Here is an 11,895-nt window from a genome sequence, read left to right as displayed (position 1 = left end):
CTCCGCCCCTGGCCCGGCATCCGGTCCTGCGCCCGCTTCCTCCCCCGGCTTCGGGTCCGGTCCTGCGTCGGCCGCCGGGTCTGGCTTCGGGTCCGGTCCTGCGTCGGCCGCCGGGTCTGGCTTCGGGTCCGGTCCTGCGTCGGCCGCCGGGTCTGGCTTCGGGTCCGGTCCCGCGCCGATGGCCGGGTCTGGCGCCTCGCCCGCCGGTGGTCGGAAGCCGCACTCGCATGCAGCGTCGCGTTCGCATGCGGCGGGGTCGCCTGCGCATGCGGCGGGGTCGCCTGCGCATGCCGCGGGGTCGCCTGCGCATGCCGCGGGGTCGCCTGCGCATGCCGCGCCGGCCACGCACGGATCGGACATGTCGGGTTCGTCGCGAACGTACGATCGTGCATCCGGTGTGGACCAGTGGTTCGACGCCGCTAACCCGGCACGCACCGTCAGCGCCGAATCGGTGCTCGACCGTTCCCGGCGCCCCCTGGCCGCCGGTTTCCCCGCCACGGACGACCACATAGGGGACGTCCTGGAGGGTCCGGGCCGCGAGATCCGGCCGCACCGGGCGCCCAAACACCCCGCCGGGCCGGCGCAGGCCGCCGGGATGCCGGCCCCGCCGCGCCGCAACCGGGGCGTCATGGTCGCCGGCCTGGCGCTCACCGCGGCCGTGCTGCTCGGCGGTACGGTCGCCGGCGTCACCTACTTCTCCGGCTCCGACTCCGACCTCACGTCCGTGCTCGAGCTCGGCGTCGGCGCGACCTCGCAGCGTACGGTCACCGGCCCCCTCGACGGCCGCACGGCGGCGAGCTTCGAACTGGTCAGCGCGGCGAAGCGGGTGACCGTCCGCAGCGAGGACCTCGGGGACGCCCTCTACAAGATGACGACGGCCGAGGACTCCGGCCTGCTGCCGAAGGCGGCGGTCGCGCAGGACGACGTACGGCTGGAGCTCACGCCGGACGGCAAGGGCGACTCCGGCACCGTGGAGGTCGTGCTCTCCGCCAAGGTCGTCTGGACGTTGCGTCTCTCCGGCGCCGTCGAGGAACAGGTCCTCAACATGCAGTCCGGCCGGGTCGCCGGGATCGACCTCGTCGGCGGCGCCCGGCGTGCCCAGATCCAGCTTCCCGCCGCGGCCGGCACCGTCCCGCTGAAGGCCACCGGCGCGGTCGAGGAGCTGGCCATGACCTCGCCGGCCGGCAACCCGGTCCGGGTGCGGGTGAAGGGCGGCGCGACGACCGTCGCCGCCGGCGACAAGACGCTGCGCGACGTGCCGCCCGGCTCCACCGTGACGCCGAAGGACTGGGCGACCAACGACCGCTACGACGTCGAGGCCGCCTCCCGGGTGACCCTGCTGTCGATCGACACCGCCCAGTGACGTCGCTCCCGGTCGCCATTCCTCGCTGAGCGGCGCTCCGGGGTTCAGCAGGCCTGCCGTTCCTCGCTGAGCGGCACTCCGGGGGTTCAGCAGGCCCGGCCTTACTCGCTGAGCAGCACTCCTGGGTTCAGCAGGCCCGCCGGGTCGAGGGCCGTCTTGATCCGGCGCATGGCCGCCACCTCGGCCGCCGAGCGCGACAGCGGCAGCCACCGCGCCTTGGCACGGCCGACGCCGTGCTCGGAGCTGATGCTGCCTCGGCGCGAGGCGACCAGCCGCAGCACCGCGTCGGTGACCTCCTCGGCATGCGCGCCTGCGTCGAGCACGTTGACGTGCAGGTTGCCCTCGCCGAGGTGACCGAAGATGATCGGCCGAGCGCCCGGTGCGGCCGCCGCGACCGTGCCGGGCAGATCGGCGACGAGCCCGGCCAGCTCGCGCAGGGGCACGGAAACGTCCAGCTTCACCGGTACGCCGGCGGCGCTGATCGCCTCGGTGTGGGTCTCCCGGTACGCCCACAGCTTCGCCACGCCGGTGACGTCCGAGGCCACCGTCGCGTCGCGCACGGCCTCGCACTCGCCGAGCACCTCGAGCAGGTCGTCGGTGGGATCGGTGCGCGCCGCGCACTCCAGCACCACGTACGCCGGGTGTGCCTCGGCGAACGGGGCGGCGAGGTTGCCGTGCGCCCGTACCAGATCGAGGCCTTCGGAAAGGAAGAGCTCGGCCGCCGCCAGGGCCGGAAGGCCGGCGCGCGCCGCGGCCAGCAGGTCGAGCGCGCCCCCGATGCCGTCGACCGCGACCAGTGCGACCGCGCGGGCGGGAAGCAGCGGGACCAGCCGGAGCCGGACCCTTGTCACGATCGCCAGCGTGCCCTCGCTGCCGGCGAGGAGCTGGGCGAGGTCGTACCCGGTGTTGTCCTTGGCGAGGCCGACCAGCCGAGTCACCACGCTGCCGTCCGCGAGGACGGCCTCGATGCCGGTCACCTGCTCGCGCATGCTGCCGTAACGCACCACCCGGATGCCGCCCGCGTTGGTCGCGACCAGGCCGCCGACCGTCGCGGCGGACCGGGCCGCGAGGTCGACGCCGACGTCCAGGCCGTGCGGCCGGGCGTGCTGCTGAAGCCGTTCCAGCGTCACGCCCGCGCCCACCGTCACCTGGGCCTCCAGCACGTCCACGTCCTCGCACGACGTGAGCCGGCCGAGACTCAGCAGCACCTCGCCGCCGGCCGGCACGCCGCCGCCCACCAGGCCGGTGTTGCCACCCTGCACGGTGACGGCCACCCCCGCCTCGGCGCAGGCGCGCACGACCGCGGCCACCTCGGCGGTGTCCGCCGGCCGCACGACGCAGCGGGCCTCGCCGGAGAAGCGCCGGGTCCAGTCGGTCTGATACTGCGCCTTCAGGTCCTCGTCGACGAGAACGTGCTGGTCGCCGACGACCCCGCGCAGGACGTCCTCGAGGTCGCTCACGAAAGCACCCGCAGGCGGACCGTCTGGTTCATGCCGCGAAGCTGGTCCAGGACGTCGGCGCTGTACTCGCCGCTGATGTCGGTGATCAGGTAGCCGTACTCGCCGCGGGTGCTGAGCAGTTGACCTTCGACGTTGACCTGGTGCTCGGCGAGGATGCTGTTGACCTGCGCCAGCACGCCGGGCATGTTGACGTGCACGTGCACGATGCGGCTCATGCCGGGCTGCGCCGGCAGGGCGACGCTGGGCAGGTTGACGCTCAGCGTCGTGTTGCCCTCGTGCACGAAGTGGGCCAGCTTGTTGGCCACGAAGTCGCCGATGTCGGCCTGGGCCTCCTCCGTGGAGCCGCCGATGTGCGGCGTCAGGATGACGTTGGGCAGGCCCCGCAGCTCGGAGACGAACTCGTCGCCGCGGCCCTTCGGCTCCTTGGGGAACACGTCCACGGCCGCGCCCGAGAGGTGGCCGCTGGTCAGCGCCTCGCGCAGGGCGACATGGTCGACGACGATGCCGCGGGAGAGGTTGAGGAAGATCGCACCCTGCCGCATCCGGGAGAACTGCTCCGCGCCGAAGAAGCCGGCGTTGCCCGGCCGGCCGTCGACGTGCAGGGTGACCACGTCGGTGGACGCGAGCAGCTCGTCCAGCGAGCTGCACCGCTGGGCGTTGCCGAGCGCGAGCTTGTCCGCCGTGTCGAAGAAAGACACGTGCATGCCGAGGTTCTCCGCGAGCACCGAGAGCTGGGTGCCGATGTTGCCGTACCCGACGATGCCGAGCCGCCGGCCCCGGACCTCGTGGCTGCCGTTGGCGGCCTTGTCCCAGACGCCGGCGTGCATGAGCTCGTTCTTCTCGGTCAGCCGCCGCGTCATCGCGATGATCTCGGCGAGCGCCAGCTCGACGACCGAGCGGGTGTTCGAGAACGGGGCGTTGAACACGGCGATGCCGGCCCGCGAGGCGGTGCCGAGGTCGATCTGGTCGGTGCCGATGCAGAAGGCGCCGATCGCGACGAGGCTGTCCGCGGCCTCGAGCACCTTGGCGGTGACTCGGGTCTTGGAGCGGATGCCGAGCAGGTGCACGCCCGGGATGCGGTCGATGAGCTCGGCCTCGTCGAGAGCGTTCCGCAGGGACTCGACCTGGTAACCCTCTGCCTCGAGCCGGGACACCGCGTCGGGGTGAATGCTCTCGAGCAGCAGAACTCGTACCTTGGCTTGGTCGATCATCACTGTCCGTTCCGTGTGGGGAATCGCTTCGCCCGGGCCGCCACGCCGAAGCCCAGTTCACAGGCGTCCCAGCCTAGTGCCCGCCGCTCGAACGGAACTCGACGGTGGGCGGGGTCCCACCTGCCGGGCGTCCCCTCTTCACGGCGTACCGAGGAAAATGTCACACGGTCGCGGCAGGATGCGTCCATGCCCAACACACCTGCCGTCGAGACCTCCGGTCTCGTCAAGGTCTTCGGAGACAACCGCGCGGTCGACGGCGTCGACCTGACCGTCCCACAAGGCACGGTGTACGGCTTGCTCGGCCCCAACGGCGCCGGCAAGACGACCCTCGTGCGTATGTTCGCCACCCTGCTGAGACCCGACGGCGGTCAGGCCCGGGTCTTCGGGCACGACGTGGTCCGCGAGGCCGACGCGGTCCGCGGCCGGGTCAGCCTCACCGGGCAGTACGCCTCGGTCGACGAGGACCTCACCGGCACGGAGAACCTCGTCCTGCTCGCCCGTCTGCTGGGCCACGGCAAGCCGGCCGCCCGGGCCCGTGCCGCTCAGCTCCTCGAGGCGTTCGGCCTCACCGAGGCGGCGGACCGACAGGTGAAGAAGTATTCCGGCGGCATGCGGCGGCGCATCGACATCGCCGCCAGCATCCTCAACACCCCCGACCTGCTGTTCCTGGACGAGCCGACCACCGGCCTCGACCCGCGCAGCCGCAACCAGGTCTGGGACATCATCCGGGTCGTGGTCGCCCACGGCACCACGGTCCTGCTCACCACGCAATATCTCGACGAGGCGGACCGGCTCGCCGGCCGGATCGCCGTGATCGACCACGGCAAGGTCATCGCGGAGGGCACCCCCGGATCGCTCAAGGCGTCGATCGGGGCGGGCACCGTCCACGTGCGGTTGCGCGACGCCGCGCGACGCCCCGAGGCCGAGCGGCTGCTGGCGGCGGTGCTGGGTGTCGGCGTGCAGGCCGAGGCCGACCCGGTCGCGCTCACCGCGCGGGCCGGTGCGAGCGGCTCCGAGCAGGGCGCCGCCGAACAGGCCTCGCGGGCACTCGCGGCGCTGGCCGACGCCGGCATCGTGGTCGACGACTTCTCCCTGGGTCAGCCCAGCCTCGACGAGGTCTTCCTCGCGCTGACCGACAAGCCGATCACCGAGGAGGTGGCCGCATGACCGCCACGACCACCGAGGCCACCACCGTCTACACGCCGTCGGCGGAGACGCTGGCCGCCGTGCTCGCCCGCGAGGAGCGCCCGAGCCGGCCCGGCGCCCTGGCCGCCTCGCTGACCTTCGGGTGGCGGGCGATGCTGAAGATCAAGCACGTCCCCGAGCAGCTTTTCGACGTGACCGCCTTCCCGATCATCATGACGCTGATGTTCACGTACCTCTTCGGCGGCGCCCTGGCCGGCTCGACCAGGGAATACCTGCAGTTCCTACTGCCCGGCATCATGGTCACCAGTGTCGTGATGATCACGATGTACACCGGCGTGGGCCTGAACACGGACATCGAGAAGGGCGTCTTCGACCGCTTCCGGTCCCTGCCCGTCTGGCGGCCCGCGGCCCTGGTCGGCATGATCTTCGGCGACGTCCTGCGCTACGTCCTCGCCGCGACGACCATCATGATCGTCGGTCTGGTCCTCGGCTTCCGCCCGTCCGGCGGCTTCGCCGGCGTCGCCGCCGGCGTGGGCCTGCTGGTGGTCTTCTCCTTCGCCTTCTCCTGGATCTGGACCATGTTCGGCCTGTTCCTCAGGTCGGAGAAGTCGGTCATGGGCGTGAGCATGCTGGTGCTGTTCCCGATGACCTTCCTGAGCAACGTCTTCGTGGACCCGGGCACGATGCCCGGCTGGCTGCAGGCCTTCGTCAAGGTCAATCCGATCACCCACCTGGTCGCGGCGGTCCGATCGCTGATGGCCGGCGACTGGGACTCGGGCGAGACGCTGTGGGTCCTGGTCGCGAGCGCGGTGCTCGTCGCCGTCTTCGGCCCGCTCACCATGCGCCTCTACAACCGCAAATGACGACGGCTCCGCAGGAGTGGCGCCAGCGGTTGCGGGCGCGCGCGGAGGAGACGAGGCGCAGCCGGGCCGCTGCCGCAGCGGCCCGGCACGACCGGCGCCGGCGCCGCGCCCACGGGCTGGCGGACCGGCAGGCGGCACGGCTGGCCCGGCTGCGGGGAGACCGGCACCCGTTCGCGCCGGATCCGGCCTGCTCTGAGTGAGGAGAAGGCCCCCTGAACCGGGTCGAGAACACCGACTCGACCAAGGACCGGACCGACATCTACCGGCGGACCCTGGACGCGGTCGCCCACTCACCGTTGATCGGCTACGGCGGCCCGCGCATGGTCGACACCACCCACGCCTCGGAGCCGCTCGGCACCCAGGCCGGATCTGGCTCATGATGTACAGCCACGGCATCCCGGCCCTGCTGGTGTTCCTGCTGCTGTTCGTGATCGCCGCTCGGCGGCTGGCGGCGGTGAGCACGCCCGCCAAGTGGCTCCGCGTCATCCCGGTGATCGCGCTGGTCGTGATGCCGTTCTACGGCTACACCGACATGAACCTGTCGGTGATGTTCTTCGGCATCGGCTGGCGATGGCGGCGGTCGACGGCCCGGTCAACCGTGGCGCCGACGCCGAACCTGTAGGCGCCGCCTACGGAGTGTCGGCCTCGGATACGGCCTGAACTGCCCTGGCGCGCGGTGTCAAGAACGTCCGGTTCTGCGCCCAGCGTGCAGGGGACAGGCCGCGCTCGCGCAGCACACGGAGCCCTTCCTCCACCAGAAAGACGCCCAGCATCCCGGCGAGGCCGGCCAGCAGTGTCTGCGCGATATCCGCCCAGGTGAGATACATGCTTGGAATCTCCTGCCCCCGTCGTTGAATGTCAGTCTCGGTCCGGCGCGTAGCGAACTGCGAACCGGTGCGGTTGCAGGATGGATGCGGCCGGAGGGAAATCCGATACGACACGAAGCTGACAGCGGCAGATTCACCGATCCGTGACGCCCTGCCGCCCGGCGGTGGCTTCCGCTCATCGACCGCGACCCTGCGCGTCTGTCGTCTGCCGCGTCCTCGCCGTCGAAGCGACCGGCTCTGCCCTGATCACCTGACTTCCCAGCATCCGGTCAGCCGGCCAGCCCTTCACGGCCTTCCGGATTTCCTCGACCGACATGCCATGACCAGCCGACAGCTCCGTCCGGGCGACCCTCAGCGCACCGACGTCATGGCGGCGGCACGCCCACCCTCGGCCCATCTGTGGGCACCGGGTTGGCGCCGGCCCCCCGGCTTTTCCCGGCGATGGCCCTCGCCGGTCCGACCTGCCCGAAGCCAGGTCGGACCGGCGACAATCATGAGCTGAACTTCACCTTGATGGTGGGTTCGTCGAACACAGCGCAAATTTGTAGGTATGCGAGTGTCGTGTCGGTGGGAACGTCGAAGACCAGAAGCTGATCGGCAGTCTTTCCTGGATCGATCGGCTCATCGAGAGCTTTGCTCCCTTTGTTGGCGTAGTCCTCGGCGGTGTATTTTCTGTCGAGCACGCGTTCCGTCGGGCTGGTGGCCTCGAAGCTCCATGTCGGATAGGTGTCGGTCTTCTCGCCGACGTTCTTCACCGAGAAGGAGACCACGCAGAACTTGCCCTCGGCCTTCTCGGCCATGGTGTCGTCGAAGGAGGTCGCCGGATCATCGGGTTTGGTGATCGACTGCTTGGTGCAGTCGACGCCGCGGACCGTCGCTTCGAACGACTTGAACCGCGCCGCAGCTCCCACCTCCACCTCTTCCACGTCGCCAGACGAATCGAACAGAGTGGACGAGAGGATCGAGGTCAGGACGGCTCCCATCGCCAGGAAAGCCCCTATTCCGAAGATCAACACCATCAACTTCTGGCGGCGGATCGCTTCGGGCTTCTGTGTGAACGTCCGAGCGCTGCTGATGGTGATGTGCGGCATGTCTGCGCCACCCGTGCCGAACGGCCAGCCGGTCCCGGAGGCCGGCGTCGCCGGCATGAGGACCTCTCGCCGGCAGTACGGGCATCGCATGACACCTGCGCCCTGGTCGACCTCCATCCCGGCTCCGCAGGACGGGCAACTGGAGGAGATGGCGGCGGACGGACCCGGGCCGGTCATCGGGGCATCGGGGGCGGCGTGTGGGCGAACAGGGGCGCAAGCTCGGGTATGTCTGCAGCTCGTGCCCATTGAGCCATTCCGGCCCGCCACACCAGCGTTTCTCGGGTGACCGCACCGGCGCCCACCTGCCCGGTAAGCGTGCCGAGGTCGAATGGGCCCTGCTGACTGCCGTCCAAACCCACGTACCACTGCGGGGTCACGGGCAGCGGAGGCGGCTGTACGGGCACGGAGGCGTGGCCGGCGTTCCCGTCGAGGGCCCCACCCATGCGCTGGCCGAAGAGCATCCCCATGCCCAGTCCCGTGCCCAGCCCGGCGGCGCCCGGGTTCCGGGCGGCGTCCTCGATGGCATTGGCGGTCTGGAACGTCGTGTATCGCTGCAGGTCCCCAATGATGCCCATCTGTGTACGCCGGTCGAGCGCCTGCTCCACCTCGGGCGGCACCGAGATGTTCTGCACGATGACGGTCGGAATCGTCAGGCCCATCGGGGCGAGCTGCTCGGCGAGCACCTCGGTGAGCTGCGTGCCGATGGCCTCCTGGTGGGCTGCCATGTCGAGCAGAGATACATGTGCGGTGGCCAGCGCGGAGGTCAGCCTGCTCACGATCAACTGCTGGAGATAGTTGGCGACCTCCTCCGAACGGAATTCCGGGTCGGTGCCCACCAGCTCGGTGAGGAGCCGGCGTGCGTCGATGATGCGCAGCGCGTACGCGCCGAATGCGCGTAGTCGCACCATGCCGAACTCCGGATCCCGGACGATGACCGGGTTCTGGGTGCCCCATTTCAGGTCGGTGAACTGTCGAGTGTTGACGAAGTACACCTCGGCCTTGAAAGGCGACTCGAATCCATACTTCCACCCCTTGAGAGTGGACAGTACCGGGAGATTCTGGGTGTGCAGGACGTGCGTGCCGGGACCGAAGGCGTCCGCGATGGTGCCCTCGTTCACGAAAACGGCGACCTGCGATTCGCGCACCACGAGGCGGGCGCCCATCTTGATCTCGTTGTGATACCGCGGGAATCGCCACACCATCGTGTCGCGGCTGCCGTCCAGCCACTCAACGATATCGATGAATTCACCGCGTACCCTATCCAGCATCGCCATTCGGACCTACCCGACATCTCCCCAGCCGGCCGGTGCTCGGCCCGCGTCATCCGGCCGGATGATATCAATCATGATCAACGTCGCCACCTGGCCTTGAGAGCTGCCGGCTCGACCCTCATCGACGACGAACACCGCACGCTCGACGAGTCGGGCACACTGCGAGGGGTGCGGTCGGCGTTGGACTGGGGCTTGTCACCTCTGCGGCCGACTCGCTGCCTCGGGCGGATAACAGGAGGCCTTGCCGATCGCTCAGGCGGCCATGACCGCCGGCGTGCACCTCGGCTGCAACCTCATGGGACGAGTCCTCTGTGGCTCAGGCGCCGAAGCAGGCAACGAAACCGATGAGGCGAACGCCCGATAATGCAAGTAATGGCGCGCCCGGCAGAATTCGAACCTGCGACCGACGGATTAGAAGTAGATCAGGACGGGCTGGCAGGGGGGGGGCGGTGTCCCTGCTCAGCCTGTCTGTCGGTGTCGGGTGATGTCGGGGTCAGCCGGGCGACTTGGCTGTACGGCTGGCTGTACGACGCTCGGCGTGTGGGGGCCACAGGCGGCCGCCCTGCGGCGTCGAAGCGCCCAGCGAAGTTCCATCGATTGGGTGAAATGTTTCGGCAGTTGTCGCTTGTAAGGTAGTCGTATGCCCAGTGATCTCATGGGAGCAGCCGAAATCCGCTTACGGCTCGGAGGGATCAGCCGTCAGCGCGTCTACCAGCTCACGCACCGGTCGGACTGGCCGGCACCCTACGACGAGCTGATCCAGGGCAAGGTATGGCGACGAGATGACGTTGAGGCCTGGATCAAGCAGCATCGGCCGGACTTGAACGACCAGGCGCCTTGATCCCAGCGCACTTCCTGGCCTGGCCTGGCCTAAATCTAAGGAGTCTCGGCGGTAAGGGTGAATGCGGCATGAACCGCAGCTCAGAAGCCATCTGCGGACCGGTTCGCCTCAGTCCGGCTCGGTCGGTTGCTGTACTTCGCTGCTGTACGGTGCCGTACGACTGCGGTCGCGAAGTCATCCTGAACTTGAGTTCTCGTTAAGGCGACTCGTCGCTCGGCGAGCTTCTCAACCGAGAGTCGCGCCCTTGAGGCACGGGGATCAACCATCAGTCGGCGAGTCGTGGACCGGCGCGTTGAGTAACGGCCGCAACGTCTCGTCGTACTGGTCGGCGTCGAACGTGAATGGGTCGAGTTCTCCAAGGTTGCGAATCTGGCGGCCGATATCGGTCCAGTGCACCCGGTTGCTGTCCCGGATGAGCCGGGCAGACAGTACGCCGCAACCGCCGTTGGCGCAGTAGGGGCACATGAGTAGTGCGACATGATCCGGCGGGTCGTCGTAGTGGAGGTCTGAGGGCCCTTCGCCGAGCAGGGCACGCGCGTGGATCGGGACGAGCGGGCGGCCGACCCATAGTGGGGACCGCAGCGAGAAGGTGGGCAGCCGCGCAAAGACCATGTCCAGGAACGATGTCCCGTCGATGACCAGGTCGAGCACCACGAGTTCCGGGACGGGCCGGTCCTTCGGCCACCGGGCGGCGAGTCGCGGTGACCGCAGGTCGTGCGTGCGTGATGCCACGGTCAGTACGGAGATCGACTCTCCCACCCCCACAGTGTCGCATCTGTTCCAGGGCGATGTACGGCTGAGCGAGATCCGGCGCGTGCCGAGCCACGGAGAATCGTCGGCGAGGCACTCAAGCGGATAGCTGTGGGTTGGTGGTGACTGGGCTTCAGTCTGACGACCCCGGTCGCGAATCTGCGCTCTAGATGAAGGTGTCCCCGCAGACCCGCCAACGATTCTTGTCGCCGCCATTCAGGGTGAGATTCACCTCGCGGATCGCACCGCTTCCTGTGACGAGCCGTACGTCGATCAAGGCCTCATAGCCGGATTCGCCCAAGAAACTCCCATTGAGGACGGTGTGATCGACCGGTCGGGAACCATCTTTCAGCTTGGCGGCGAAGGAGTCCTGAGTCATTTCGTTCTGGGCCTTGGTGCAGAGCAACCGGTACGCTCCCGTGTCGTCACCCACTTCGATCCGGTCGAAGTATTGCCCGGCGGTCGCCTTGGCATCGTCGAGGTCTGGCCCCAGGAACCAGTACACGAAGAATCCAGCCATCGGAACCGAGCAGATCACTATGGCCGCGACGATGCTGACCGCGAGACCGACCTTGGCGCCGGTCGACCAACCATCGGTGCCCCCGTCCCACGACGAGGGCAGCACCGTTCCGGAACCCTGTGGTGGCTCTGGCCAGGTCATGGTCCGGACCGTATTGATCTGCCACACCGGGACGATCACGCTTCGGACACGGCTGCGTCAAGGTCGCTCTCCGGAGTCCCGCCGCGATGACGGCGCCTATCCATCCTCGATGGAGCGCATTGTGGCGGCCATCTCGTGCGAACTCGTGGTAGCAAACCCGATCCCAGGATCTACCGTGCGACGACCGAAGGGCTTGGCGCGAACCCGGCCGAGTGCGACTACGTCGCCGATAGGCGGACGATGAACTGCCGCCGCCGCGGTGGCCCTCGCAGTGACCGTCAACAGCACGACCGAGCACAACGACACCGACCCGGCTTCGCCTGGACGGAGGGTGACGGGATGGCACCCCCATCGCAGAGGTCAGAGTCCCCGCCGGAGGCGTCGTGCCTTCGTGAGCTGTAAGCCCCGGAT

Annotated in this window: 13 protein-coding genes; 6 read left to right on the top strand and 7 right to left on the bottom strand. The window is 69.0% G+C overall.

Annotated elements, in window-relative coordinates; all coding sequences use genetic code 11:
- Positions 1 to 397 precede the first annotated feature (397 nt).
- A complete protein-coding gene (locus tag EDD30_RS12365) occupies positions 398 to 1,363 on the top strand; it encodes a hypothetical protein (RefSeq protein WP_071809772.1) in 966 nt (321 codons plus the stop codon).
- A gap of 101 nt (positions 1,364 to 1,464) precedes the next feature.
- Here EDD30_RS12365 and EDD30_RS12360 read toward each other — a convergent pair whose 3' ends face one another.
- Complete coding sequence (locus EDD30_RS12360; RefSeq protein WP_071809771.1) at positions 1,465 to 2,823, bottom strand: FAD-binding oxidoreductase; 1,359 nt, start codon at positions 2,821 to 2,823, stop codon at positions 1,465 to 1,467.
- Positions 2,820 to 4,034: a phosphoglycerate dehydrogenase gene (gene serA / locus EDD30_RS12355; RefSeq protein WP_071809770.1), complete on the bottom strand. Its 1,215-nt coding sequence runs from the start codon at positions 4,032 to 4,034 to the stop codon at positions 2,820 to 2,822. Before serA ends, EDD30_RS12360 begins: the two co-directional genes overlap by 4 nt.
- A gap of 186 nt (positions 4,035 to 4,220) precedes the next feature.
- On the opposite strand from serA, the gene EDD30_RS12350 reads away from it, so the two are divergent.
- The 4 genes from EDD30_RS12350 to EDD30_RS12335 all read left to right on the top strand — a co-directional run bounded on the left by EDD30_RS12350 (position 4,221) and on the right by EDD30_RS12335 (position 6,665).
- The gene (locus EDD30_RS12350; protein ID WP_071809769.1) at positions 4,221 to 5,201 is read left to right on the top strand and encodes an ATP-binding cassette domain-containing protein; all 981 of its coding nucleotides are present in this window, start codon (positions 4,221 to 4,223) and stop codon (positions 5,199 to 5,201) included.
- Positions 5,198 to 6,043, top strand: a complete 846-nt coding sequence (locus EDD30_RS12345; RefSeq protein WP_071809768.1) for an ABC transporter permease — start codon at positions 5,198 to 5,200, stop codon at positions 6,041 to 6,043. Before EDD30_RS12350 ends, EDD30_RS12345 begins: the two co-directional genes overlap by 4 nt.
- Positions 6,040 to 6,243, top strand: coding sequence for a hypothetical protein (locus tag EDD30_RS12340; RefSeq protein WP_170047705.1), 204 nt, complete (start codon positions 6,040 to 6,042; stop codon positions 6,241 to 6,243). The genes EDD30_RS12345 and EDD30_RS12340 overlap by 4 nt, the downstream gene beginning before the upstream one ends.
- Positions 6,244 to 6,419: 176 nt before the next feature.
- Positions 6,420 to 6,665 (top strand): hypothetical protein, encoded by a 246-nt coding sequence (locus EDD30_RS12335; RefSeq protein ID WP_071809767.1) that lies wholly within the window; start codon positions 6,420 to 6,422, stop codon positions 6,663 to 6,665.
- Positions 6,666 to 6,672: 7 nt separating this feature from the next.
- On the opposite strand, the gene EDD30_RS12330 is transcribed toward EDD30_RS12335, so the two are convergent.
- The 3 genes from EDD30_RS12330 to EDD30_RS12320 form a co-directional block, all read right to left on the bottom strand.
- Positions 6,673 to 6,870: a hypothetical protein gene (locus EDD30_RS12330; protein ID WP_071809766.1), complete on the bottom strand. Its 198-nt coding sequence runs from the start codon at positions 6,868 to 6,870 to the stop codon at positions 6,673 to 6,675.
- 491 nt (positions 6,871 to 7,361) lie between these two features.
- On the bottom strand, positions 7,362 to 8,078 hold the full coding sequence (locus tag EDD30_RS12325; protein WP_071809765.1) for a DUF4352 domain-containing protein: 717 nt from the start codon (positions 8,076 to 8,078) through the stop codon (positions 7,362 to 7,364).
- A 56-nt stretch (positions 8,079 to 8,134) separates the two neighbouring features.
- The gene (locus EDD30_RS12320) at positions 8,135 to 9,235 is read right to left on the bottom strand and encodes an SPFH domain-containing protein (RefSeq protein WP_071809764.1); all 1,101 of its coding nucleotides are present in this window, start codon (positions 9,233 to 9,235) and stop codon (positions 8,135 to 8,137) included.
- 637 nt (positions 9,236 to 9,872) lie between these two features.
- Between EDD30_RS12320 and EDD30_RS12315 the strand changes: the two genes are divergently transcribed.
- Positions 9,873 to 10,073 (top strand): helix-turn-helix transcriptional regulator, encoded by a 201-nt coding sequence (locus EDD30_RS12315; protein ID WP_244945218.1) that lies wholly within the window; start codon positions 9,873 to 9,875, stop codon positions 10,071 to 10,073.
- A 258-nt stretch (positions 10,074 to 10,331) separates the two neighbouring features.
- Here EDD30_RS12315 and EDD30_RS12310 read toward each other — a convergent pair whose 3' ends face one another.
- Complete coding sequence (locus EDD30_RS12310) at positions 10,332 to 10,832, bottom strand: hypothetical protein (protein ID WP_071809763.1); 501 nt, start codon at positions 10,830 to 10,832, stop codon at positions 10,332 to 10,334.
- A gap of 157 nt (positions 10,833 to 10,989) precedes the next feature.
- Complete coding sequence (locus EDD30_RS12305; protein ID WP_143163058.1) at positions 10,990 to 11,484, bottom strand: hypothetical protein; 495 nt, start codon at positions 11,482 to 11,484, stop codon at positions 10,990 to 10,992.
- Positions 11,485 to 11,895 lie beyond the last annotated feature (411 nt).

It is taken from the genome of Couchioplanes caeruleus (assembly GCF_003751945.1).
In the GTDB taxonomy this organism is placed as follows: domain Bacteria; phylum Actinomycetota; class Actinomycetes; order Mycobacteriales; family Micromonosporaceae; genus Actinoplanes; species Actinoplanes caeruleus.
The sequence above is the reverse complement of the archived record's forward strand: the minus strand, read 5'-3'. Positions and strand labels throughout refer to the sequence as shown.